The sequence below is a fragment of the Lentzea roselyniae genome (genome assembly GCF_039537795.1).
GTDB lineage: Bacteria > Actinomycetota > Actinomycetes > Mycobacteriales > Pseudonocardiaceae > Lentzea > Lentzea atacamensis.
In genome coordinates this window covers 139,128-163,492 of sequence record NZ_BAABBE010000014.1, presented here as the reverse complement: position 1 = coordinate 163,492, position 24,365 = coordinate 139,128, and the positions used below count along the sequence as shown (strand labels likewise).

The window sequence follows — 24,365 nt, the reverse complement described above, 5'->3', positions numbered from 1 at the left end:
CGCGATGAGGTGAGCATGGGGGAACCGAGGTACAGCCGCCGCAGCCTCATCGCGGCGATCGGAGTGATCATCGCGACAGCCGCGGGCGGCGCGACGTACGTGTCATCGCCGTCCGATGCCACGGAGCAGCAGATCGCCACGGCGGACCGCGTGCGCGGCACGAGCGCCGCCGAACCGACCGTCCGATTCGAGCGCGTGTACTCGGCCGCCCGCCGCCGCGAGGTCAACCTCGCCTTCTACCTCCCGACCGGCGTGAACCCGCGCGGCCTGCCGATGTCGATCCTGCTGCACGGCCTGCACGGCGACGCCCGCCACGCCAACGCGGGCAACCTCGCCGGAGTGCTGACCTCGGCCGTCGCGAAGGGCTCCGTCCCGGCGTTCGGCTTCGTCGCGGTCGACGGCGGTGACAACTACTGGCACGAGAACATCCCCGGCGACGACCCGATGGCCATGCTGCTCGACGAGGTCCCGCAGTGGCTTCGTGAGCGCGGCTACGGCGAACCGTTCGCTGTGACGGGCGTGTCCATGGGCGGCTTCGGCTCGTTGCTCTACGCACGCCGCCGTGCCGAACGCGGCGACCCGATCGCGGCCGCCGCGGCCATCTCCCCCGGCCTGATCACGACGTGGCCGGAGATGGCCAAGCGCCGCGCGTTCAAGAACGAGGCCGAGTGGGCGTCGCTCGACCCGTTGCGCCACCTCAAGTCGACCGGCTCGACCGCGCTGGGTGTGTGGATCGGTGACCGCGACCGGTTCATCGAGGGCACCCGCCGGTTCATCCGCGACGTGCGGCCCGGGGTCGGCACGGTGAAGGCCGGAGGGCACGACGACGGGTTCTACCGCAAGGTGACCCCCGACGTGGTGCGGTTCCTCGCCAAGTACGCCAAGCGGGCCGTCTAGACGCGCATCGCCGCGCGGCTCCAATGCACCCAGCCGACGCGGCCGTTCTCGTCCCGCCCGCCCAGCGGAAGCACACCGCTCTTGTCGACCGCGATCAGGATGTCGTCCTTCAGGTGGACGTACTCGCATTCCTCCGTCGACAACAGTGCCGCACTGATCGGGTCGCGACCGACCTGCCGCACCTTCACCCTGCCCCGGTCCGCCGGGGTGATGTGCACATCGAGCGCGGAGCAGCGGTAGAGCCCCACGACCTTGTCCGGGTCCACCGGCGTCGGTTCCACGGGCACGTCGGGGAACTTCCGCTTGCGCACGCCCGCCAGCTCACCGAGCAGGTGGTCGAAGATCGCGCCGAAGACCGGCCCGGCCTCGTCCCCTCCGTTGACCAGCAGGGCCACCGCCACCCCGGCCGCCGGCACGACTCGCAGCATCGCCACGTAGCCGACGGTCATGCCGGTGTGGCCGATCACCTCGCCGCCCTCGTGGTTGGACAGCTCCCAGCCGAGACCCCACCACCACTCGCCGGTGCCGAAGTCCGGGTGCGTGGCCTGCCGCTCGCGCATCGCGTCGAACTCGTTGGTGCTCAGGTGCATGCGCACGAACCCGAGCAGGCCGCGGGCCGTCGTGGCGAGCACGGACCCGCCTGCGACCCACGACTCCGGCAGGTGCTCGGTCACCGGCAGCCCCTTCAGATGCCCGTCCGCCATCTCGTGCCGGGCGTGATCGGCCCTCGACGTCGCCGCCGTCACGTCCAGCGAGTCGGCCAGCTCACCCAGCACGGCTCGGAAAGGCTTGCCGCGCAACACCTCGACGATCCGGCCGAGCACCGCGTACCCGCTGTTGCAGTACGAGTAGAGCTCGCCGGGCGGACTGACCTGTCCCGCCGTGGCGAGCAGGCCGACGTACTTCGCCAACAGGTCGTCGCCCGAACCCGTCTCGAACTTCAGGTCGCCCTCGAACCCTGCCGTGTGACAGAGCAACTGGCGTGGCGTGATGACCTTCGCCGCCGCCTCGTCGGCGATCTGGAACTCCGGCAGCACGTCGCGCACCGGCCGGTCGAGGTCGAGCAGGCCCTCGTTGACGAGCCGCATGATCAGGGTGGCCGTCCACACCTTCGTGATCGACCCGATCTGGAAGAGCGTCTCACTGGTGACCGGCTCCTTCGTGACGCTGTTGCGCACACCCGCTGCCGCGTCGACGATCTGGCCGTCGTGCAGCACAGCTACCTGCGCGCCGACGACTCCGTGCTCTTCGATCAGCTCCGGCAGCCTGCGCTCGATCCACTCGGCGATCACCGCCTCACCGCCACCCGCCCCCAGTGCAACCACTTGACCCTGCCCTTCTCATCACGTCCACAAAGGACGACAACCCCGTGGCGTCCGTCCTCCTGCTCGACAGCGATCAACGCGTCGTCGCGGAATCCGGTGTACTCCTCGATCACGGCCGGCGCGTCGTCGACGTCCCTCAGCGCTGCCCGCACCCGCACCCGCCCTTGTTCACCCGCCGTGACGTGGATGTCGGCCCGCAGGGTGCGGTAGACCCCGACGACCGCGTCGACGTCGATCGGAACCGGGACGGCAGGCGGCTCGGGAGGCTCCCGCAGGGTGACGTTCGCCAGCTCTCCCAACACCTTCTCGTGCACGGCCCGCGCGACGGAGAGGGCCGCTCCTCCGTTGGTGAGCACCGCGACGGCAAGACCGCACGCCGGGATCACCCGCAGGTACGCCTGATTGCCGGGCGTGCTGCCGACGTGCCCGAGCCCGCTGAGGCCGTTGTCGTAGTCGTGCAGGACCCAGCCGAGCCCCTGCCTGCCACCGAAGCCGAAGTCCGGCGGCACGACCTGCGTTTCCCGCATCGCGTCGAACTCGGTGGTGCCCAGATGCATCCGCACGAACGCGAGCAGGTCCCGCGCGCTCATGGCGAGCACCGAGCCGGCCGGCGAGTCTCCATCGGGCGTCTTCTCGGTGACGGGCTTCATCCCGTCGTCACCGCGCAGGTGCCCGGAGGCGCACCGCCTGCCTGCGTACTCGGCATGGCGCGTGGCGGCGTTGCCCAGGCCCAGCCGGTCGAGGAGACGTTCGCGCAGAACGGTGTTGAAAGGCTTGCCGCGCAACACTTCCACAATCCGGCCGAGCACCACGTAGCCGCTGTTGCAGTACACGTACAGCTCGCCCGGCGGAGTCGTCTGCTCCGTGCCGGCCATGCGCTCCAGGTACTTCGCCAGCATGTCGTCGCCGTCGCCGGTGTCGTAGAAGAGATCGCCCTCGAACCCCGCCGTGTGGCAGAGCAGCTGACGTGGCGTGATGACGCTCGCGGCCCGCTCGTCGGCCAGCCGGAACTCGGGAACGACGTCCCTGACCGGGCGGTCGAGGTCGAGCAGGCCCTCGTTCACCAGTTCCTGGACCAGCGTCGCCGTCCAGACCTTGGTGATCGAGCCGATCTGGAAGATCGAGTCCGAGGTCACCGGCTCGTTGGTGACGTTGTCCAGCACACCCGCTGCCGCGTCCACGATCTCGCCGTTGTGCAGCACGGCGACCTGCGCGCCGACGACGCCGTGTTCCTCGATCAGCTCCGGCAATCGGCGCCTGATCCACTCACCGATCATCTTCCCTCCAGCTGTCGTGCTCAGACCCGGACCGCGGCACGGCCGTGGTGGAGCCAGCGGACGCGCTCGTGCTCGTCGCGTCCACACAGGACCAGCACAGCGTGCGAGCTGCCTTGAGGTTCGACGGAGATCAGAGCGTCGTCGCGCAACGTGGTGTAGTCGGCGCCGCGCTCGCCATCGGTCATCCCGGCGGCGGAGATCCAGTGCTTCGGCTCGTGACGAACTCGGACGCGACCGTTCGCGGCCGGCGTCACGTGGAGGTCGACGGCGGACGAGCGGTAGAAACCGGCGACCTTGTCGGCGTCGACCGGAACCGGTGTCTTCGGCGGCACGGGCAGATCGGGCACGCGGACGCCGGCGAGCTCGCCGAGGAGGTGGCTGAAGACCTCGCGCTGAAGCTTCGCCACTCCCCCGCCGTTGGTGAGCAAAGCGATCGCGACACCCGCCTCCGGGACGAGGCGCAGGGAAGCGGAGAAGCCCATCGTGTCGCCACCGTGGCCGAAGCCGCCGGAGTCGTGCACGGTCCAGCCGAGGCCCCAGCCACCGGGGGAACCTCTGTCGGGAATCCGGACCTGCTCGACCCGCATCGCGTCGTAGGCGCTCGTCTCCAGGTGCATGCGAGCGAAGCTGACGAGAGAACGCGCGTTCATCGCGAACGCAGACCCAGCTGGGGCGTCGGAGCCCGGCATCGGGCGGTCCGTCGGGCCGTCGAGGGACAGGTGACCTTCCGCAACCTCGAACCGGGAGTACTCGTCGTAGTGCGTGGCGACGTCGGTCAGGCCCAGCGGTTCGACGAGCCGCTGGCGGAGCACGACGTGGAACGGCTTGCCGCGCAACACTTCGACGATCCGGCCGAGCACCACGTAACCGGCGTTGCAGTAGGAGAAGAGCTCACCGGGTGCGTGAAGCTGGGGAGCATCGGCGAGGAGGGCGACGAACTTCTCCACGCAGTCGTCACCGACGCCGGTGTCGAACCACTGGTCGCCCTCGAAGCCGCCGGTGTGGCACAACAGCTGCCGAGGCGTGATCGCCGACGCCGCGGCCTCCTCGGCGAGGCAGAACTCCGGCAGCACCTCGCGCACCGGCCGGTCGAGGTCGAGCAAGCCGTCGTGGACCAGCTGCATCACCAGCGTGGCCGTCCAGGCCTTCGTGATCGACCCGATCTGGAAGAGCGAACCGGAGGTCACGGGCGCCCTCTTGACGGTGTTGCGCACGCCCGCCACCGCGTCGTGGATCTCGCCGTCCGCGAGCACGGCGACCTGCGCGCCGACGACGCCGTGTTCCTCGACCAGTTCGGGCAGTCTGCGGTGCAGCCATTCGGCTGTGCTGTTCACGTTCCCCCCAGAATGTGAGACCTAGCGCGGTGAGAGCGGCACCGTCTTCGACCGGACCCACTTGAGCACCGAGGGCCACTCCCCGTAGCCCGCGTCGGTGTTGATGTGGGCCGCGCCTGGCAGCACGTCCACCTCGATGCGCAACGCCTCTGCCAGCCGCTTGGCGACCGGCATCGAGCAGTACGGGTCGGCGTCGCCCACGACGAGGCGGGTGTCGGTGGCGGCGCGGCGCAGGCCGGCCGGGTCGAGCGGGGCCGGGAAGAACGACTTGATGGCCTTTTCCGGGTAGTCCGGTGCGGGCGGGGCGACCAGCAGCACGCGGTCGACGTGCCCGATGTCCTGCCTGGCGGCGTGGTGCAGCCACAGGTAGCAACCGAGCGAGTGGGCGACCACGACCCGTTCACGGTCGGCCGGTGCAGCCTCCAGGTGCGTGTCGAGCTCGCGCAGCCACGTGGCGAGGTCGGGCTCGTCCGGGTCGCTGAAGTGCGGCATGTCCACCAGGCCGCCGTGCTCCGAGACCGTGCGCGCCAGCCAGCTCTGCCAGTGGTCGGGGCCTGAACCGGACCAGCCGTGGAGGAGGAGCACGTGGGGCAGCGACATGCCTCCACCTTAGAACGCCGAAAGGGCGCCGGTGTGATCACCGGCGCCCTTTCAGAGAGATCAAGAAACTACGCGGACTTCTCCCGGCGCTCCCGGCGCGAGGGCTGCCGAGCCACGATCGTCGGGTTCACGTTCTCCTTCACCGTCTGCTCGGTGATGACGACCTTGGCGACGTCCGTGCGGCTCGGGATGTCGTACATCACCGGGAGCAGGACCTCTTCCATGATCGCGCGCAGACCGCGGGCACCGGTTCCGCGCAGGATCGCCTGGTCGGCGACCGCCTCGAGCGCGGTCTTGGTGAACTCCAGCTCGACGCCGTCCATCTCGAAGAGCTTCTGGTACTGCTTCACCAGGGCGTTCTTCGGCTCGGTGAGGATCTGCACCAGGGACGGCTTGTCGAGGTTCGTGACGGAGGCGACCATCGGCAGACGCCCGATGAACTCGGGAATCAGGCCGAACTTGATCAGGTCCTCCGGCATGGAGTCGGCGAAGAAGTCCGCCGCGTCCACCTCGGCCTTGGAGCGGACCTCGGCACCGAAGCCCAGGCCGCGCTTGCCGACCCGGTCCTGGATGATCTTCTCCAGGCCCGCGAAGGCGCCTGCCACGATGAACAGCACGTTCGTCGTGTCGATCTGGATGAACTCCTGGTGCGGGTGCTTGCGGCCGCCCTGCGGGGGCACCGATGCGGTGGTGCCTTCCAGGATCTTGAGCAGCGCCTGCTGGACGCCCTCACCGGACACGTCGCGTGTGATCGACGGGTTTTCACTCTTTCGAGCGATCTTGTCGACCTCGTCGATGTAGATGATGCCCGTCTCGGCGCGCTTGACGTCGTAGTCGGCGGCCTGGATGAGCTTCAGGAGGATGTTCTCGACGTCCTCACCGACGTAACCGGCCTCCGTCAGCGCTGTCGCGTCGGCGATGGCGAACGGCACGTTCAGCATCTTCGCGAGTGTCTGCGCGAGGTAGGTCTTGCCGCAGCCCGTGGGGCCGAGCATCAGAATGTTGGACTTCGCCAGCTCAACGCCGTCGTCACGACCCTCGCGCCCGCGGTCGCCCGCCTGGATGCGCTTGTAGTGGTTGTAGACGGCGACGGAGAGGGTGCGCTTGGCATCACTCTGGCCGATGACGTACTGGTCGAGGAACTCGTGGATCTCGGCGGGCTTCGGCAGCTCGTCGAGCTTCACGTCGCCGGCTTCCGCCAGCTCCTCCTCGATGATCTCGTTGCAGAGATCGATGCACTCATCGCAGATGTAGACGCCGGGGCCGGCGATGAGTTTCTTCACCTGCTTCTGGCTCTTTCCGCAGAAAGAGCACTTCAGCAAGTCGCCGCCGTCACCGATACGCGCCATGACCGCTGACCTATGTCCCCTCCGGCGCACACCTGCTGTAGTGCGCCTGCTGACTTGCTGTGGCAGTCCCACTGGCTGTGGGTGCTGAGCCCGTTCTCCTGACGGTACCTGGCCGACCCCGTTTCAGGGGAGGACCAGCGTCCCCCCGACGCCCCGATCAGGCCAGTTAACCGGTCACATCGGCGTGTCGGGTGGGCGCGCGGTGCCCGCCTTCTGGGGTTTCCCAGAAGGCGGGAGCTCACATCAGGACTTGGCGGAAAGCTTCCGGTAGGGCAGCACGGAGTCGACGATGCCGTACTCCCTGGCTTCCTCGGCCGTGAGGATCCGGTCGCGCTCGATGCTCTCGCGGACCTCCTCTGCCGTCCGGTTCGTGTGCCGCGCCAGGGTGGACTCCATCAGACGGCGCACGCGCTGGATCTCGTTCGACTGGATCTCCAGGTCGGACACCTGACCGTACGCACCTTCCATCGAAGGCTGGTGGATCAGGATTCGCGCGTTCGGCAGCGCGTGGCGCTTGCCGGGCGTGCCGGCGGCCAGCAGCACCGCGGCGGCCGATGCGGCCTGGCCGAGGCAGTACGTCTGGATGTCCGGGCGCACGAACTGCATGGTGTCGTAGATGGCCATCAGCGAGGTGAACGAGCCACCCGGCGAGTTGATGTACATCAGGATGTCGCGATCCGGGTCCTCGGACTCGAGCACCAGCAGCTGCGCCATGACGTCGTTGGCCGAGGCGTCGTCAACCTGCACGCCGAGGAAGATGATGCGCTCCTCGAACAGCTTGTTGTACGGGTTCGACTCCTTCATGCCGTAGCTGGTGCGCTCGACGAACGAGGGCAGCACGTACCGCGACTGAGGCATGTGGAACTGGCTCACTTCGAGATCTCCTCAGCTTCTAGTTGCCCGAACGCACCGACTGGGGGCGAGTGACGACCTTGTCGACAAAGCCGTACTCGAGCGCCTCCTGCGCGGTGAACCAGCGGTCGCGGTCCGAGTCCTGGATGACCCGCTCGACCGGCTGGCCGGTGTGCTCGGCGATGAGCTCCGCCATCTCGCGCTTGGTGCGCGTCAGCATGTCCGCCTGGATCGCGATGTCCGCGGCCGTACCGCCGACACCGGCCGACGGCTGGTGCATGAGGATGCGCGCGTGCGGGAGCGCGTGGCGCTTGCCGGGAGCCCCCGCGGAGAGCAGGAACTGACCCATGGAGGCCGCGAGGCCCATCGCGTACGTGGCCACGTCCGGCTCGATGAGCTGCATCGTGTCGTAGATGGCCATGCCCGCGGTGACGGAACCACCCGGAGAGTTGATGTAGAGGGTGATGTCCTTGTCGGGGTCCTCAGCGGCCAGCAGCAGCAGCTGAGCGGTGATGGTGTTGGCGATGCCCTCTTCGACCTGCGATCCCAGGACGATGATCCGCTCGCGGAGCAGCCGCTCGTACACCGAGTCGTTGAGGTTCATCCCGGCGGTGGCCGACCGCATCTCGGGGGTCGGGAAGGAGTGCTGCGTCACGTCTGCCTGCCTAACTCCAGGTGGAACGAATCTGGATGCGAAAACTCTCTGCGACCGACCTTAACGAAGGCGGGCGGCGTCAGATGCCCGACACCGCCCGCGTTCGCTCTAGGCAGTATTTTCGGCGCTCACCCGCTGGCGGGGAGTCGCCTGGATCACTCGCCCGCGTTGTCCTCATCGGACTTGGTCTCGCCGAAGAGCTCGTCGAGGTCCAGCTTCTGACCAGCCGTGTCGCTCACCGAGGCCTGGCGGACGACGCTCGCGAGCGCCTTGCCCCTGCGGACGTCGGCGAAGATCGCGCCGAGCTGCCCCGACTGCTGGGCGCGCTTGACGTACTCGTCCGGGCTGATGCCGAAGCGCTGGGCCTGGTAGATGATCCGCTCGGTCAGCTCGCCGTCGGACACCGTGACCTGCTCGGCGTCGGCGATCGAGTCGAGCACCAGCTGCGTCTTGACGGCCTGCTCGGCGGCCTTGCGGAGCTCGGCGTCGAACTCCTCCTCCGACTGGCCCTGCTCCTCGAGCCACGCGGCGAACTTGGCGTCGTCGTGGTCGAAGGCGTGCACGGCGTCGTGCTTGCGGGCGTCGATCTCGCCCTGGACGATGCCCTCCGGCAGCGGGACCTCGGTGGTCTCGAGCAGCGCCTCGAGGACCTTGTCGCGCGCCTGGACGCCCTGCTGCATCTTCTTGACGCGGCCGAGGCGGTTCTTCAGGTCGTCCTTGAGCTCGTCGAGCGTGTCGAACTCGCTGGCGAGCTGCGCGAACTCGTCGTCGAGCTCGGGGAGCTGACGCTCCTTGACGGTGTTCAGCACCACGGTCACCTCGGCCTCACGGCCCTGGTGCTCGCCGGCGACGAGCGTGGTGGTGAAGGTCTTGGTCTCGCCCTCGGAAGCGCCGAGCAGAGCGTCGTCGATGCCCTCGACGAGCTGGCCGGAGCCGATCTCGTAGGACAGGCCGCTGGTGCGCGCCTCCTCGACCTCTTCGCCGTCGACCGTGGCCGACAGGTCGACGATGACGAAGTCACCGTTCTCGACCGGGCGGGTCACACCGGTCAGCGTGCCGAAGCGGGCGCGGAGCTCGTCGAGCTGCGTGGCCACGTCCTCGTCGGTGACCTCCTGCTCGTCGACCGTGACCGCCAGCTCGCCGAAGGCGGGCACGGTGATCTCGGGACGAACGTCGACCTCGGCGGTGAACTCGAGCGTCTCGCCGTCCTCGATCTTGGTGACCTCGAAGTCGGGACGGCCGAGCGTGCGCACCTCACCCGCGGAGACCGCTTCCAGGTACTTGGCCGGGATGGCCTCCTGGATGACCTCGTCCAGAACCGGAGCGCGGCCGATGCGGCTCTCCAGCACCTTGGCGGGGGCCTTGCCCGGACGGAAACCGGGGATGCGGACCTGCTTCGCGAGCTTCCGGTACGCCTGGTCGAAGTTCGACTTGAGCTCGTCGAACGGCACCTCGACGTTGATCCGGACCCTCGTCGGGCTCAGGTGCTCGACGGTGCTCTTCAACGTGGACTCCTCGTAGCGAACAAGAACGTGCAGACAGCCGGTACCGCCTGATGTGGCGCCCGGATTCCCAGCGAGTCTAGGCGAGACCCGCACTGTGACCGCCGCCACCCCTGTTCCGCGCGGGATCGAGGATTGTCAGACCCCGTCGATCGCGTCTGACCAAGACGGCCTGGCCCGGCCGTCTCGGCAGGTTCAGCGAACTCCGGGGGTTCCATGCCGCGCATCAGCGCACTCCTGCTCGCCGCCGCAAGCGCGTCGTGGCCCCCCAACGCCACACCGTGCGCTTCCAGCGCTCCGTGCAGACGGTGGACGGACTGGCCCTGTGGCGCAACGAGTAGCCCGGCACCTACGAAATCGCGAACGGCATGCACCTCGTCGTCACCCAACGCCTGGGGAGGCCCTACCCGTCGTCTACGACTTCCTGATCGGCGGCGGAGCCTGCGCGGCCTGACACCGCTCTCCGTCCCGAACCAAAGGCCGCCGCCACCCACTCCGGTCGGCGGCCTTTTGGTTCGCCTGGCAAACAACTTCACCGAAAAGAGTCGGCCAACTACCGCCCGTCAAAGACCCCGTCTCAATTTCACTCTTTCGGCGGAAACGCTCTTTCCGGCACGATCAAGATGACTCCATAAGCACCAATCGGGCGCGCGCACGCGACAGGTAGCGTTACGACTCCCGCACCACCCGTAACAGGACCACGGGAACGAACGAGAAAAAGTCATCGCGCCGTTTTACCCCGAGGACCCGCCTGATGGAGACACGCCAGCTTCTCGCGTTCACGACCGTGGTGCAGACCGGCAGCTTCACCAAGGCTGCAGCCACGCTCAATTGCTCGCAGCCCACCATCACCACCCGCATCAAGGCTCTGGAGGAAGGCCTGGGAGTAGTCCTTTTCCGCCGCCTCCCCCGAGGTATCCAGATGACGTCAGCGGGCGTGGAACTGCTCCCGTTCGCGCGAAACATCATCAACCTCACCGAAAAGGCCCGAAAAGCCATAACGATGAACGGTGAGCCCCACGGCAAACTCGTCATCGGCTCCGCACAGAGTTTGACCGACTACCGTCTGCTACCGCTCATCGAATACATGTGCTGGCGCTACCCGTCGGTCCAACTCTCACTGCACTCGCGGAACACGCTCAACAACCTGAACTCAGTCCGCGACGGCGCTCTCGACTGCGCCTTCTTCATCGGCGCCATCGAACCCCGAGAGGGCCTGGAAACGACAGTTCTCTGCCCCGAACCCTTGGTGATGGTCGCGGGCCCCAGCCACATGCTGACCCAACGCGACTCCCTGACCGACGACGACCTGACCAGCAGCACACTGATCCGAGCCGAGAACGGCGCTTCGTACCACGAACTCTTCGAAAACTCCCTCGGCTACGACGACACCAGAGCCCCAGTCCTGGAACTCGACTCGGTGGACGCCGCCAAGCGAGCCGTGGCCTCAGGCCTTGGCATAGCCCTGATGCCCGAGGTGACCGTGGCCTCCGAGCTCGCCGACGGCAGGTTGGTCCGCTTGCCCTGGTCCCCGAACTTCCGCGTCTACACGCAGTTCGGCTGGCGCCAGGACAACTCGACGAACCCGGCGGTGACGGCCCTCGTGTCAGCAGCGGCCCAGGTGGTGAGCGACCAGGTCGCCTCCCTGACCTGACCCCGCACACCCACGCGACACGCGGCATGCGCCACATCGCGCGAGGGCGAAGCCGAGCTGCTTTGAGCAATGCGCCGCTGTGGGTGGGTCCCGTGACGGGGCCCACCCCACGCAAACGCAACCACCTACGCAACCGCAAGCCGCCCAACGCAACCGCGGAACGACCCACCCAACCGGCGCGCAACCCCGGAACAGCAACTCACCCCACCCCAGGCGCCACCGCGGTACTCCCCCGAACCACCAACTCCGGCAACACATCCTCGACGTCAGTGGGCGAAGCCCCCTCCAACACCGCCAGCAACGCCCGAGCAGCCCGAGCCCCGAACGCAAACGTGTCCCGAGACAACGCAGTCAACCGCCCGTGCTGACACAACACCGAGTCATCCCAAGCCACGATCGACAACTCCGAAGGCACCGCCACCCCAAGGGAGGCAGCAACCTCAGCCCCAGCCACAGCCATAACATCGTTGTCGTAAACGATCGCGCTAGGCGGCACAGCCCCCTCCAGCAACATCCGAGTTGCCGCAGCCCCAGCCTCAGCCGTGTAGTCCCCGGCCACGATCACCCCGTCCACAACAGACGACAAGAACGCCTGATCCCGCCGAACCGTGTGCAACAACGAGGGCAACCCGGCAACCCGGGCAATCCGCCGATGCCCCAACGACTTCAGATACTCGACCACCGAAGTCATGGCCGCGTGGTCATCAGCCCAAACCGAAGCCAGTGCCCCGTGGTGCCCAGCCCCACCCACCACAACAGCCGGCAGCCCGAGCGATGACATCAACGCGACCCGCGGATCCGACACCAGCAGATCCACGAGGAACACGCCGTCCACCCGGTGCTCAGCCCACCACCGCTGATAGAGCTCGATCTCCTCCGAACGCGAAGACACCACCTGCAGCAGCAGCGCGGACGACATCTCGGACTGCATCCCGGCGATCAGCTGGAAGAAGAACGCCTCGTCCCCCAACGCCCGCGGCGGCCGCACGAGCACCAGCCCCACCGCACCAGCCGAGGCAGAGGACAACGCCCGAGCGGTGGCAGACGGCCGGTACCCCAACGACGAGGCCACCTCCAGCACGCGCGCCCGCGTCGCCTCGGACACGCCGGACCGGCCGTTCAGCGCGAGCGACACAGCGCCCTTCGACACCCCGGCCGCTGCCGCGATGTCCTTGATGGTCGGCCTCTTCACGCAACGCACCCTGTCCGGAACAAGACAACAAGACGTCCGGAGGCTAGCCGGAGATAAACCGGTTTAGCTAGGGTCCGCGACCAAGGAGGTGGGTGTCAATGAAGAGGCGCACGTTCCTCGCGGGCCTGGCGGCGGTGCCCGTCGCGGGCTGCGGGCTGTCCGGCACGTCCAGCACCACGACAGCGGGAAACGGCCAGGTCACCGGCGAGATCACGTTCCAGACGTGGTCGCTCAAGCCCAAGTACACCGACTACGTCAACGGTGTCATCGACGCGTTCCAGAAGCAGCACGCGGGTACGACCGTGAAGTGGGTGGACCAGCCCGCGGACGGGTACCTGGCCAAGGTCATGGCCGACGCCAGCGCGGGCAGCCTGCCCGACGTCATCAACGTGCCGCCGGACCTCAGTTTCCCGCTCGCCAAGGCAGGGCAGCTCGTCAACCTCGACGAGTCGCTCAAGGACGCCAAGCCCGAGTACCTCGAGAACGCCTGGCAGGCGTTCGAGATCCCCGGCAAGGGCGGCTGCTACGGCTTCCCCTGGTACCTCAACACCGGGCCGATCTTCTACAACAAGGCCTTGTTCCAGCAGGCAGGCCTCGACCCGGACAAGCCTCCGACGAACTTCAAGGAGCTCGAGGAGCAGGCGCTCAAGCTCGCGCAGAAGAAGATCGCGATGCTCGGCCAGACGCCGTCCATCGCCGACTTCGGGCTGTACGGCGTGAAGCTGTTCGAGAACGACAAGTTCGCCTTCAACGAGCCCAAGGGCGTCGAGTTCGTCGAGAGCTACAAGCGGATGTACGACGCGGGCGCGCTGATTCCCGAGGCGCTCACGCAGAACTACACCGGCGCCGGCGCCAAGTTCATGGCGCAGCAGACCGCGCTCAACCCCGGCAGCGCGTACGACCTCGGCAAGTTCATGACCGACGCGCCGAGCCTCTACGCGAACATCGGCATCGCCAAGCCCATCACGAACACGGGCAGCGCCAACATGTTCCTGCACGGCGTGAGCGTTCCGAAGAGCAGCAAGAACCAGGCGACCGCACTCGCGTTCGGCCGGTTCGTCACCAACGCCGAGAACCAGGTGAAGTTCGCCAAGCTCGCGTCGATCTTCCCGTCGACCTCCAAGGGCGGCGACGACCCGTACTTCACCACGGAGGACGGCAGCGACGAGGCGCGCGTGCGCGTCGCGGCGGCCAAGCAGCTCAAGACCGCCGTGAACTACACGCCGGTGCAGTTCAGCGACCAGATGCGGGAAGCGCTGCTGCAGCAGCTCGCGGACGTGATGCTGGGCAAGAAGTCCGCCAAGCAGGCGTTGGACGACGCCGTGAACGAGTGCAACCGGCTGCTGAAGTGACTCCCGGAAAATGACACATCGCCCGTACACGCCGTGGCTGTTCCTGTTGCCAGGACTGGCCATCAGCCTCCTGTTCGTCATCTTCCCGTTCCTGAACATGATCGTGCTCTCGTTTACCGACGCGAGCGCGCTGGGCGGCGGCCGGTTCACCGGCGTGGACAACTTCGTGCGAATGGCCCAGGACCCCAAGTTCTGGGTCGCCGCGCGCAACAGCCTGCTCTACATGGTGGGCGTCGTCCCGCCGCTCGTGCTGTTGCCGCTGCTGATCGCGATGCTCGCGCAGAAGGTCGTGCCGGGCATCGGGATCTTCCGCACCGCGTTCTTCACGCCGGTGATCGCGTCCGCGGTGGTGGTCGGGCTCATCTGGACGTGGCTGCTCGACAGCCGCGGCCTGGTGAACAACGTCGTGGAAGCGCTGGGCGGCACCAGGATCGGGTTCCTGACCGACTCGACGCTGCTGCTGATCAGCTCGATGGTGGTGACGATCTGGCGCGGCCTCGGCTACTACATGGTGATCTACCTGGCCGCGCTCGCGAACGTGCCCAAGGACCTGCCCGAGGCCGCGATGGTCGACGGCGCGGGACCGATCAGGAGGTTCTGGTCGGTCACCGTGCCCTCGCTGCGGCCGACGATGGTGCTCGTCGCGGCGTTGAGCGCGGTCAACGGGTTCCGCGTGTTCTCCGAGATCTACCTGCTGTCGGGCGGCTCCGGCGGGCCGGGCGGGGCGAGCACCACGATGGTGCTGCTGATCCAGTCGGTCGGTCGCGGCCTCACCGGTGAGGTCGGGTACGCCTCGGCGCTGAGCTTCGTCCTCTTCGTCATCCTGCTGGGCCTGCTGCTGGTCACCCTCAAGCTGAACCGCAGGGAGGACCAGCTGTGAAGCTCATCCTCCGGTACAGCGCACTGCTGGCGATCCTCGCGATCAGCATCGGGCCGTTCCTCTGGCAGTTCGCGACCAGCATCAAGGGACCGAACGAGGACGTCTTCGTCCCCGACTTCATCCCGGACGACCCGACGTTCAGCAACTACGCCGCGGTCGCCGACGTGGTCCCGGTCTGGACGTTCGCCCTCAACTCACTGGCCGTGGCGAGCGTCAACGTCGTCACGAACTGTCTCGGCGCCGCGATGGCCGGGTATGCGCTGGCACGCTTGAGGTTCAAAGGACGCAAGCTCGCGGCCGTGATCTTCGCCAGCAGCATCCTGGTGCCGTTCGAGGCCATCCTGATCTCGCTGTTCCTGGTGATGCGCGGGTTCGGGCTCACCAACACCCTCACCGGTGTCGTGCTGCCCGGCGCGATCGCAGCGCTCAACGTCCTGTTGCTGCGCAACGCCTTCCTCGCCCTCCCGGCAGAAGTCGAGGAAGCCGCGATCATCGACGGCGCCAACGCGTGGCAGCGCTTCACCCGCCTCGCACTGCCGTCGGTGAAGGGCACGCTGGTCGTGGTGGCGCTGTTCTCGTTCATGTTCAGCTGGGACGACTTCCTCTGGCCGCTCGTCGTGCTGAGCGACCAGGAGAAGTACACGCTCACCATCGGCCTGGCCTACCTCCAGGGCACGTTCGTGCAGAACCAGCGGCTGGTGGCGGCGGGCACGATCATCGCCGTCCTCCCGCTGATCCTGCTGTTCCTGTTGCTGCAAAAGCACTTCTTCCGCGGCGTCGGAGAAGGCGCGATCAAGGGCTGAACAAAAGGGGTTCCACACTGTGCGTTTCGGCGTGAACTACACCCCGTCGACCGGCTGGTTCCACCACTGGCTCGACTTCTCCATCGACGACGTCAAAGCCGACTTCGACTCCATCGCCGGTCTAGGTCTCGACCACGTGCGGGTCTTCCCGCTGTGGCCGGTGTTCCAGCCCAACCGCGCCGTCATCCGCCCCAAGGCCGTCGACCAGCTCGCCCAGATGCTCGACGCCGCTCACGAGACCGGCCTGGACGTGCAGGTCGACGTGCTCCAAGGCCACCTGTCGAGCTTCGACTTCTACCCGTCGTGGGTGCAGACCTGGCACCGCCGCAACATCTTCAGCGACCACGACGTGATCAGCGGGCAGCGGTTCTACATCCGCACGCTGGCCGAGGCCCTGCGTGACAAGCCGAACTTCCTCGGCTTCACCCTGGGCAACGAGGTCAACCTGCTCACCGAGTCGAACCCGTGCACACCCCATCAGGCGGCGGAGTGGCTCGACGCACTGCTCGAAGAGTGCGAGACCGCCGCACCGGGCCTTCCGCACGTGCACTCCGAGTACGACGCCGTCTGGTACGAGAGCGAGCACGCGTTCCTGCCGGAGCACGCGGCCAACAAGGGCGCGATGACAACCGTGCACTCGTGGGTCTTCAACGGCACCGCACAGCGCTACGGCCCGCTGTCCCCCGAGAGCGTCCATCACGCCGAGTACCTCGTCGAGCTCGCCAAGGCGCACGCGAAGGATCCGCAGCGCCAGGTGTGGCTGCAGGAGGTCGGCGCCGCGCAGCCCGAGATCAGCGCCGAGCAGGCCCCCGAGTTCGCCGAGCAAACGCTTGCGAACGTGTTGACCTGCACGAACCTGTGGGGCGTCACGTGGTGGTGCTCGCACGACGTCGACCGTGCCCTGGTGGACTTCCCCGAACGCGAGTACGAGTTGGGGTTGTTGACGACAGAACGCAAGGTCAAGCCGCTCGGGGAGGCGATCGCCCGGATCGTGCGCGACACACCACCGGCACCGGTCGCACGCACGCCGATCAGGCTGCACGGCGACCGGCCCTCGTGGGGACCTGGTGGCGCTTTCTTCGAAGAGTGGATGACTCTCGCGCGCGACGGCGTGCGGGCCTCGATCGAGCTGGGGTGAACACGTGCACGACGAACGCGCGCTGCTGGAAGAACGATTCAACCGCACTCTGAAGGAACGCATCCGCCCTGCGGTCTACGGCGAGACCGCGCCGCTGGAGCTGGCCGTGTGGCACGTGCCGGACGAGCCCGTCCCTGTCGCCGAAGCGCTGCGGGCCACCTACGAACCGGCGAGCGTCGGCGACACCTGGGGCGCGCCGTGGAGCACCAGCTGGTTCCGGCTGACCGGACGGGTTCCGCAGGCGTGGCAGGGCAAGCAGGTCGAGGTCGTGCTGGACCTGGGCTTCACCCACCCCGGCCCCGGTTTCCAGTCCGAGGGCCTCGCGTACAACGCCCAGGGCGAGCCGATCAAGGGCATCGAGCCGCGCAACACCCACCTGCCCGTCGACGGGTCCGAGGTCCACTTCTACCTGGAGGCCGCCGGCAACCCCACGATCCTCGACTTCCACCCGTTCCTGCCGACCCGGCTGGGCGACAAGGAAACCGCCGGCGCCGAACCGCTGTACCGGATCCTCAAGGCTGAGCTCGCGGTGTTCCAGCCGCAGGTGTGGCACCTCATGCTCGACATCGAGGTGCTGCAGAGCCTGATGAAGGAGCTGCCGGACCACGACCCGCGCCGGCACAAGATCCTGCACGCGCTGGACCGGGCGATGGACGCGCTGGATCCGGGCGAGGTCGCCGCCACCGCCGACCTGGCCCGCGCCGAGCTCGAACCCGCGCTCTCGCTGCCCGCGACGGCCTCCGCGCACAAGGTGTCCGCCATCGGGCACGCGCACATCGACAGCGCCTGGCTGTGGCCGTTGAGGGAAACCGTCCGCAAGTGCGCCAGGACGTTCTCGAACGTCACCAGGCTGATGGACGAGTACCCGGACTTCTACTTCGCGTGCTCCCAGGCACAGCAGTACGCCTGGATGAAGGACCACCACCCGCACGTGTGGGACCGGATCCGCGAGAAGGTCCGCAGTGGACAGTTCGTGCCGGTCGGCGGCATGTGGGTCGAGTCGGACACGAACATGCCCGGCGGCGAGGCGATGGCCCGCCAGCTCGTGCACGGCAAGCGCTTCTTCCTCGACAACTTCGGCGTCGAGACCGAGGAGGTGTGGCTGCCCGACTCGTTCGGCTACAGCGCGGCGCTCCCCCAGCTGATCAAGCTCTCCGGCTCGCGCTGGTTCCTCACCCAGAAGCTGTCGTGGAACCAGATCAACAAGTTCCCGCACCACACGTTCTGGTGGGAGGGCATCGACGGCACGCGGATCTTCACGCACTTCCCGCCGGTCGACACCTACAACTCGGCGCTCTCCGGTGAGGAGCTCGCCCGCGCCTCGCGCCAGTTCGCCGAGCACGCCAAGGCCTCCCGATCGCTCGTGCCGTTCGGCTACGGCGACGGCGGCGGTGGTCCCACCCGCGAGATGATGGAGACCGCGCACCGCGTCGCGAACCTCGAAGGCTCCCCGACGGTCAAGGTCGAGCCGCCGCGCGACTTCTTCCAGGCCGCGCAGGACGAGTACCCGGACGCACCGGTGTGGGCGGGTGAGCTGTACCTGGAGAAGCACCGCGCCACGTACACCACCCAGGCCAGGACCAAGCAGGGCAACCGCCGCAGCGAGCACCTGCTGCGCGAGGCCGAGCACTGGGCCACCGCCGCAGCACTCCACGGCCACGACTACCCGTACGACGAGCTCGACCGGTTGTGGAAGACCGTGCTGCTGCACCAGTTCCACGACATCCTGCCGGGCAGCTCCATCGCCTGGGTGCATCGCGAGGCCGAGGCCACCTACGCCCGCGTGGCCTCCGAGCTGACGGCGCTGACGGCCCGCGCCATCGACGCGATCAAGGGTGACGGCGAGGACGAGCTGACGTTCGACGTGCTCGGCAACAACGCGCCGATGCCTTACGTGGCACCGCAGAACGGCGTGCTGGACAACGGCCGGCTTCGCGTCACGATCGATGCCGACGGCATCGTGCTGTCCGTTCTGGACCTGGAGTCCGATCGGGAAGTGCTGCCCCCGCACGGGTTCGCCGGCATGCCACAGCTGCACCGCGACAACCCGAACCAGTGGGACGCCTGGGACATCGACCCGTTCTACCGCAACTGGAAGGCCGACCTGATCCCGTCCGAGCGGGTCGACGCGGCAGACGGCGTCGTGGTGCGCGCCAAGTTCGGCAACTCACGACTCACCCAGACCATCCGCCTGCGCGAGGGCGCCAAGCAGGTCGACTTCGAGACCGAGGTCGACTGGCAGGAACGCGAGAAGCTGCTCAAGATCGCGTTCCCGCTCGACCTGCGGGCCGAGGTCTCCACCGCGGAAACCCAGTTCGGCCACCTGCACCGCCCGGTGCACACCAACACCTCGTGGGAGGCCGCGAAGTTCGAGATCTGCGCCCACCGCTTCCTGCACGTCGGCGAACCCGGCTACGGCGTCGCGGTGGTCAACGACTCGACCTACGGCCACGAGGTCACCCGCACGACCCGTGAGGACGGCGGAACCACCACGACCGTGCGCCTGTCCCTGCTGCGCGCGCCGAGGTTCCCCGACCCCGAGACCGACCAGGGCGAGCATCGCTTCCGCTACGCGCTCGTGGTCGGCGCGGGCATCCCGGAAGCCATCGACGCCGGCTACCGCATCAACCTGCCGCCGCAGACCGTCCGCGGTTCCCAGGCGCCAGAACCGTTGGTGTGCACGGACAACCCGGCGGTGCGGATCGAGGCCGTGAAGCTGGCCGACGATCGGTCGGGCGACGTCGTCGTCCGGCTCTACGAGGCGCATGGCGGTCGTGCCCGCGCGTCCATCAGCACTTCCTTCTCCTACCGCGGGATCCAGGAGACCGACCTGCTCGAACGGCCTCTCGGCGACGCGTCGGCAGACGTGGTGCTGCGTCCGTTCCAGGTGATCACCTTGCGATTCACGAGGTAACGCTGGAAAAAGCTGTTGCTGGTGGTGGTGCTCGCCGCAACACCAACGCCACGGTCTGCTGGTCGCCGACGAAACCGAAGTACCCGGACTTCGGTGGGTGGGGCCCTCGCGGTGACGGCGGTGCACCGACAGCTGGGCTGAACGGAGCAATTCCGTGCGACAGTGCAACGAACACCTCACCCTGTGCGATTAAGGCGCGGGACACCTCCACCGTTCGAGGTGGAGGTCTGGGGACTTGGGGGAGCTTTCGCATGCGTTCGTTCAGATCTCGCGCGCTGGCGGTCACGGCCGCAGCGCTGTTGGGGGTGCTCGTACCTGGCGTGGCCCAGGCGGCACCGCCGGACAACGACGACTTCGCCACGTCGACCGTCATCAGCTCGCTGCCGTTCGTGACCGAGCAGAACCTGGCCGAGGCGACCAAGGCCGTCGACGACCCGGTGGGCTGCGGGGGCGACGGTTACGCCAACTCGGTGTGGTTCAGCTACACCGCGCCGGAGAGCGGGCTGCTGCGGCTGCTGACCGACGGCAGCGACCGGGATCTGATGGTCACCACCTACACCGGTGAGCGCAACGACCTCAAGCAGGTCTGGGATCCGTTCTACGACGGCTGCACCGTCGAGCGGACCAAGCCGGTCACGTTTCCCGCGACGGCCGGGACGACGTACCACTTCATGGTCAGCGGCAAGAGCTCGCCCGTCGGCACGCTGAAGCTCGCGGTCGACCGGATCGCTCCACTGGCCAACGACCGGTTCGCCGACGCGCAGCCGGTGTCGCTGCCGTTCTCCGCGCCGAACCCGGACTACACCCGAGCCTCCTACGAGCCGGACGAGCCGGGCGCGTGCGGGGCCCAGGGCCTCCCCTCGATCTGGTACTCCTACACGGCTGCGCAGACGCAGTCGCTGGTCGCGATGATCGACTCGTGGGGCAGCGCCCCCGAGCTCGGTGTCTACGAGGGAACCTCGCTCGCCGGGCTGACCGCGCTCGGCTGCGTCTCACGCACCGACTACAGCGGCGAGGCATTCCGCCTGGAGGTCGGCAAGACCTACTACTTCCAGTGGGTCGGCGGCGGGTACTACTCATCCTCCAGCACGCTGAAGCTGTCAGAGGCCGCGCCCCTGCGCACCCAGCTCCACACCTCCACCGACGACCAACCGGTCTACCTGGCGGTCGGGTTCTCCGCGACGCACTACAACAGCTACAACGCGCCGGTGACGACCGAATGGGACTTCGGTGACGGCACGACCGCGCCGCCGAGCACGAACACCAGCCAGGAGCACAAGTACGCCAAGGACGGCGTGTACGAGGTGAAGGTCCGCTCCACCTCTGCCGACGGCCGCACCACCACGGCCACGACCACGACGACGGTGAAGACGCACGACGTCGGCATCACCAAGTTCACCGTGCCCTCCGCCGCGCGTGCCGGTGAGCAGAAGACGATCAGTGTGCAGGTGGCGAACACCAACAACCCGGAGAAGCCGACGGTCCGGCTCTACAAGTCCGACGGCTCCTCGTGGACGCAGGTCGCGAGCCAGACGATCGAGGTGCCCGCGCACCCGACCCGCAAGGTGACCTTCTCGTTCAAGTACACCTTCACCGCGGAGGACGCGGCGATCGGCAGGGTCACGTTCCGCGCCGTGGCCGAACTGCCGTGGCCGGTCGAGGACGCCCGCCCGATGGACAACGAGGTGATCGCGATCGCGACCACCGTGCGTCCCGCCGCCGCCGCCGCCGTTTCGAACTGACCCCGGGGGACAAGATGAGACCGTGCACGACAAGACAGGGCACTCGGCTGCGAGTGGCCGCCGTCGCGTTCACCGCGGCGGTGGTCGCCCTCCTCGCACCCGGCACTGCACTCGCAGCCTCACCCGGTGACGACTTCGACAACCCCGTCGAGGTCACCGCGCTGCCCACCAACACGACGATCGACACCACCGGTGCGACCAGGGCGAGCGACGACCCGGCGCCCTGCAACTACGACGGCGAGGCGTCGACGTGGCTGCGCTACACCGCGCCCGCCGACGGGCTCGTGCGGCTGAGCACGACGAGCAACCGGTACGGCCCGTTCTTCGGCGTCTTCACCGGCGCCCGCGGCGCGCTCACCGAGGTGCCGGGTGCCTGCACCGGCGTCAGCAACATCCACGACGAGACGTTCCACGTCAAAGCCGGCACGACGTACCACATCGCGCTGATCGAGTACTACTCCTGGTACCAGGGACCGGTCACGATCAACATGCGTTCGGTGCAGGCCGCGCCGAACGACGACCACGCCGCGGCGACGACCGTCACGGTGCCCACCCGCGTCGAGGGCGACCTCTCCCGCGCCTCCGCCGAACCGGGCGAAGCGCCGCCGAGCTGCGACCAGGCGGCGACCCAGTCGCTGTGGTACCGCTACACCGCGACCCGCACGGGCTTCGTGAGTGCGGGCGCCCCGTACAAGGCGGTCAGCGTGCACCGCACGGATCTGGCCGAACTGGACTGCATTCCGTCCGGCAGCAACGCCGACGCCGTGTTCGCCGCGACCGCGGGCGAGACCTACCTGGTCCGGGTGGCGAGCTCCGAGCAGAACGCCGGCGCGTACCGGCTGGACCTGCAGGCCGCGTCCCCGATCAAGCCAACGCTCTACCAGAGCTGGGACCGGCCGACCGTGTTCGACGACATCCCGTTCTCGGTCTACCTCGGTGACCCGCACAACCGTGAACTGGTGAGCGGCACCATCGACTTCGGTGACGGCCAAGCGATCCCGATCAACTCCACGAGCGCGGTATGGCACCGATACGCGCGCGACGGCGAGTACACGGTGACCATCACCGGCTCGACCGCCGACGGCCGCACCGGCACCGGCAGCACGACCGTGAAGATCGACACGCACGACGTGTCGGTCGCCGGGCTGTCGGTCTCCGCCTCGGCGCGGGCCGGGCAGACCAAGCCGGTGAAGGTGTTCGTGGCGAACACCCGCCAGAGCGACGACGTGGTGGTGCGGCTCTACCGGGTCAAGGAGAACAGCGGCGGGTACGACGAGCTGGTCGGTGAAGCGGTACAGCGGGTCGCGGCCTCACCGACCGGACGCGTCGAGTTCCCGTTCGTCTACACCTACACGGCCGCCGACGCCGCCGTGGGCAAGGTGGAGTTCCGCGCCGTGGCGCAGTTCTCGAACTGGAACGTGCGCGACGCGAAGCCGGAGGACAACGAGCTGCGTGCCAGCACTACCACCGTCCGTCCTGCGGCGGTCGCGAACATGAACTAGTGGCGTGACAAGTGACGCGCGGGAGCCCCTTACGCAACGGCATGAGGGGCTCCCGCGTATCAGCCTCAGGGCCGAGTAAGGGGTTTCGCGGCCGGGCCTTACGTGATCTTCCGATGTGAGGGGCCACCCCTCAGCAGCAATCTCACTCTCGTCGGAAAACGAACTGAGGAGTGAGTCAGATGGAGTGGACGCCCGAGGCGATCAAGGCGGAGATCGACTACCGGCAGGCTGCCCTGCGGGACGACGCCCGCCGGGTCCGGGAGTACTACCGCAACGGCGGAAAGCCCCGCTCGTGGTGGCACCGCATGACGCACAGGCACGAGCCTGAGGTCCCCAACGGACAACAGGCTGCCTGATGCCGGGGGTAGTCGTGGGGTGGTTCCTCTCGTCCGGGAACCACCCCACGACTTTTTGCTTGGTCGAACCAGGTCGGGCTAGGCCTTGGGGAGCCAGGCCTTGACCTTGTCGCCGTTGGCCTCGACCCACTTCTTGGCCGCGTCCTCGGGCTTCATCTTGTCCTCGGCGATGTACTTCGCGACCGTGTTCTGGTCCTCGTTGGTCCACTTGAAGTTCTTGACCAGCTGGAACGCCGGGCCGTTCGCGTCGGCGAACTTCTTCGACACGATCTTGTCGAGGTCGTAGTCCGGGTAGTCGCAGGCGACCTTCTCGGCGTCGGCGTCACAGCCCGGCTTGTACTCGGGCAGCTTCACCTTCTCGAGCTTGATCTCGTTGAGCAGCCACTGCGGCGAGTAGAAGTAGCCGATGACCCACTTCTTGTCCTTCTCCGCCTGGCGGAAGGCCTGGATCAGCGCGGTCTCGCTGCCGCCGTAGACGACCTTGTAGTTGAGGTTCAGGTTCTTCACCAGAGCCTCGTCGTTGGTCACGAACGACGGGTCGCCGTCGAGCAGCTGGCCCTTGTCACCGGACTCGGACGTCTTGAACTTGTCCGCGTACTTGTTGAGGTTGTTCCAGTCCAGGATGTCGGGGTGCTCCTTGGCGAGCCACGGCGGCACGTACCAGCCGATCTGCCCCTTCACACCCGTCGAGCCCGCGCTGACGGCGGTCTTCTGCTCGTCGATGTACTTCTTGCGCAGGTCGTCGTGGCCCCAGTTCTCGACCACGGCGTCGACCTCACCGGTGCCGAAGCCCTGCCACGCGACCTCTTCCTTGAGCTCCTTCTTCGTGACCTTGCACTTGAGCTCCTTCTCGGCCACGTACGCGAGCACCGCCGCGTTTGCCTCGTAACCCACCCACGGGTTGATCGCGAGGTTGAACGTGCCGCAGTCGCCGGCCGCACCCGAAGAAGAGTCGCCGACCTTGGCGCCACTGCAGCCGGCCAGCGCGAGTGCTCCTACGAGCACCGCTCCCAGCACGTTGTGCCTTGCCACTTCCAGACC

20 protein-coding genes are annotated in these 24,365 nt (G+C 67.6%); 10 read left to right on the top strand and 10 right to left on the bottom strand.

What is annotated here, in order from left to right; genetic code table 11:
* The first annotated feature begins 15 nt into the window (after positions 1–15).
* Complete coding sequence (locus ABFX45_RS25480; protein ID WP_346132395.1) at positions 16–897, top strand: alpha/beta hydrolase; 882 nt, start codon at positions 16–18, stop codon at positions 895–897.
* On the opposite strand, the gene ABFX45_RS25475 is transcribed toward ABFX45_RS25480, so the two are convergent.
* The 8 genes from ABFX45_RS25475 to tig all read right to left on the bottom strand — a co-directional run bounded on the left by ABFX45_RS25475 (position 894) and on the right by tig (position 9,794).
* Positions 894–2,222 carry a serine hydrolase domain-containing protein gene (locus ABFX45_RS25475; RefSeq protein ID WP_346132393.1) on the bottom strand — a complete coding sequence of 443 codons (1,329 nt, stop codon included), beginning with the start codon at positions 2,220–2,222 and terminating at the stop codon, positions 894–896. The two genes, ABFX45_RS25480 and ABFX45_RS25475, sit on opposite strands and share 4 nt — an antisense overlap.
* Positions 2,186–3,499, bottom strand: a complete 1,314-nt coding sequence (locus ABFX45_RS25470; protein ID WP_109640830.1) for a serine hydrolase domain-containing protein — start codon at positions 3,497–3,499, stop codon at positions 2,186–2,188. Before ABFX45_RS25470 ends, ABFX45_RS25475 begins: the two co-directional genes overlap by 37 nt.
* Before the next feature lie 20 nt (positions 3,500–3,519).
* A complete protein-coding gene (locus ABFX45_RS25465) occupies positions 3,520–4,833 on the bottom strand; it encodes a serine hydrolase domain-containing protein (protein ID WP_346132391.1) in 1,314 nt (437 codons plus the stop codon).
* Positions 4,834–4,854: 21 nt separating this feature from the next.
* Positions 4,855–5,433, bottom strand: a complete 579-nt coding sequence (locus ABFX45_RS25460; protein ID WP_346132389.1) for an RBBP9/YdeN family alpha/beta hydrolase — start codon at positions 5,431–5,433, stop codon at positions 4,855–4,857.
* Between the two features lie 68 nt (positions 5,434–5,501).
* Positions 5,502–6,782, bottom strand: coding sequence for an ATP-dependent Clp protease ATP-binding subunit ClpX (gene clpX / locus ABFX45_RS25455; protein ID WP_109640827.1), 1,281 nt, complete (start codon positions 6,780–6,782; stop codon positions 5,502–5,504).
* Between the two features lie 243 nt (positions 6,783–7,025).
* Positions 7,026–7,640: an ATP-dependent Clp protease proteolytic subunit gene (locus ABFX45_RS25450; protein WP_109640883.1), complete on the bottom strand. Its 615-nt coding sequence runs from the start codon at positions 7,638–7,640 to the stop codon at positions 7,026–7,028.
* 34 nt (positions 7,641–7,674) lie between these two features.
* On the bottom strand, positions 7,675–8,259 hold the full coding sequence (locus ABFX45_RS25445) for an ATP-dependent Clp protease proteolytic subunit (protein ID WP_109640882.1): 585 nt from the start codon (positions 8,257–8,259) through the stop codon (positions 7,675–7,677).
* A 185-nt stretch (positions 8,260–8,444) separates the two neighbouring features.
* On the bottom strand, positions 8,445–9,794 hold the full coding sequence (gene tig / locus ABFX45_RS25440; protein WP_109640826.1) for a trigger factor: 1,350 nt from the start codon (positions 9,792–9,794) through the stop codon (positions 8,445–8,447).
* Positions 9,795–10,545: 751 nt separating this feature from the next.
* On the opposite strand from tig, the gene ABFX45_RS25435 reads away from it, so the two are divergent.
* Positions 10,546–11,445, top strand: coding sequence for a LysR family transcriptional regulator (locus ABFX45_RS25435; RefSeq protein WP_109640824.1), 900 nt, complete (start codon positions 10,546–10,548; stop codon positions 11,443–11,445).
* Between the two features lie 199 nt (positions 11,446–11,644).
* On the opposite strand, the gene ABFX45_RS25430 is transcribed toward ABFX45_RS25435, so the two are convergent.
* Positions 11,645–12,637 carry a LacI family DNA-binding transcriptional regulator gene (locus ABFX45_RS25430; RefSeq protein WP_346132385.1) on the bottom strand — a complete coding sequence of 331 codons (993 nt, stop codon included), beginning with the start codon at positions 12,635–12,637 and terminating at the stop codon, positions 11,645–11,647.
* Between the two features lie 98 nt (positions 12,638–12,735).
* Here ABFX45_RS25430 and ABFX45_RS25425 point away from each other — a divergent pair, with 98 nt between their 5' ends.
* The 8 genes from ABFX45_RS25425 to ABFX45_RS25390 all read left to right on the top strand — a co-directional run bounded on the left by ABFX45_RS25425 (position 12,736) and on the right by ABFX45_RS25390 (position 23,324).
* Positions 12,736–13,989, top strand: coding sequence for an ABC transporter substrate-binding protein (locus ABFX45_RS25425; protein WP_346132383.1), 1,254 nt, complete (start codon positions 12,736–12,738; stop codon positions 13,987–13,989).
* Between the two features lie 10 nt (positions 13,990–13,999).
* Positions 14,000–14,869 carry a carbohydrate ABC transporter permease gene (locus ABFX45_RS25420; protein ID WP_346132381.1) on the top strand — a complete coding sequence of 290 codons (870 nt, stop codon included), beginning with the start codon at positions 14,000–14,002 and terminating at the stop codon, positions 14,867–14,869.
* Entirely contained in the window at positions 14,866–15,672 is an 807-nt protein-coding gene (locus ABFX45_RS25415; RefSeq protein WP_346132379.1) for a carbohydrate ABC transporter permease, read from the top strand. The genes ABFX45_RS25420 and ABFX45_RS25415 overlap by 4 nt, the downstream gene beginning before the upstream one ends.
* Before the next feature lie 19 nt (positions 15,673–15,691).
* Positions 15,692–16,810, top strand: coding sequence for a glycoside hydrolase 5 family protein (locus ABFX45_RS25410; RefSeq protein WP_109640819.1), 1,119 nt, complete (start codon positions 15,692–15,694; stop codon positions 16,808–16,810).
* A 4-nt stretch (positions 16,811–16,814) separates the two neighbouring features.
* Positions 16,815–19,724, top strand: coding sequence for an alpha-mannosidase (locus ABFX45_RS25405; RefSeq protein WP_346132376.1), 2,910 nt, complete (start codon positions 16,815–16,817; stop codon positions 19,722–19,724).
* Between the two features lie 251 nt (positions 19,725–19,975).
* The gene (locus tag ABFX45_RS25400) at positions 19,976–21,466 is read left to right on the top strand and encodes a PKD domain-containing protein (RefSeq protein WP_346132374.1); all 1,491 of its coding nucleotides are present in this window, start codon (positions 19,976–19,978) and stop codon (positions 21,464–21,466) included.
* A gap of 53 nt (positions 21,467–21,519) precedes the next feature.
* A complete protein-coding gene (locus ABFX45_RS25395) occupies positions 21,520–22,968 on the top strand; it encodes a PKD domain-containing protein (RefSeq protein ID WP_346132372.1) in 1,449 nt (482 codons plus the stop codon).
* A gap of 179 nt (positions 22,969–23,147) precedes the next feature.
* Positions 23,148–23,324, top strand: a complete 177-nt coding sequence (locus ABFX45_RS25390; RefSeq protein WP_170155254.1) for a hypothetical protein — start codon at positions 23,148–23,150, stop codon at positions 23,322–23,324.
* A 78-nt stretch (positions 23,325–23,402) separates the two neighbouring features.
* Here ABFX45_RS25390 and ABFX45_RS25385 read toward each other — a convergent pair whose 3' ends face one another.
* The gene (locus tag ABFX45_RS25385; RefSeq protein WP_215732442.1) at positions 23,403–24,356 is read right to left on the bottom strand and encodes an ABC transporter substrate-binding protein; all 954 of its coding nucleotides are present in this window, start codon (positions 24,354–24,356) and stop codon (positions 23,403–23,405) included.
* Positions 24,357–24,365: the final 9 nt, after the last annotated feature.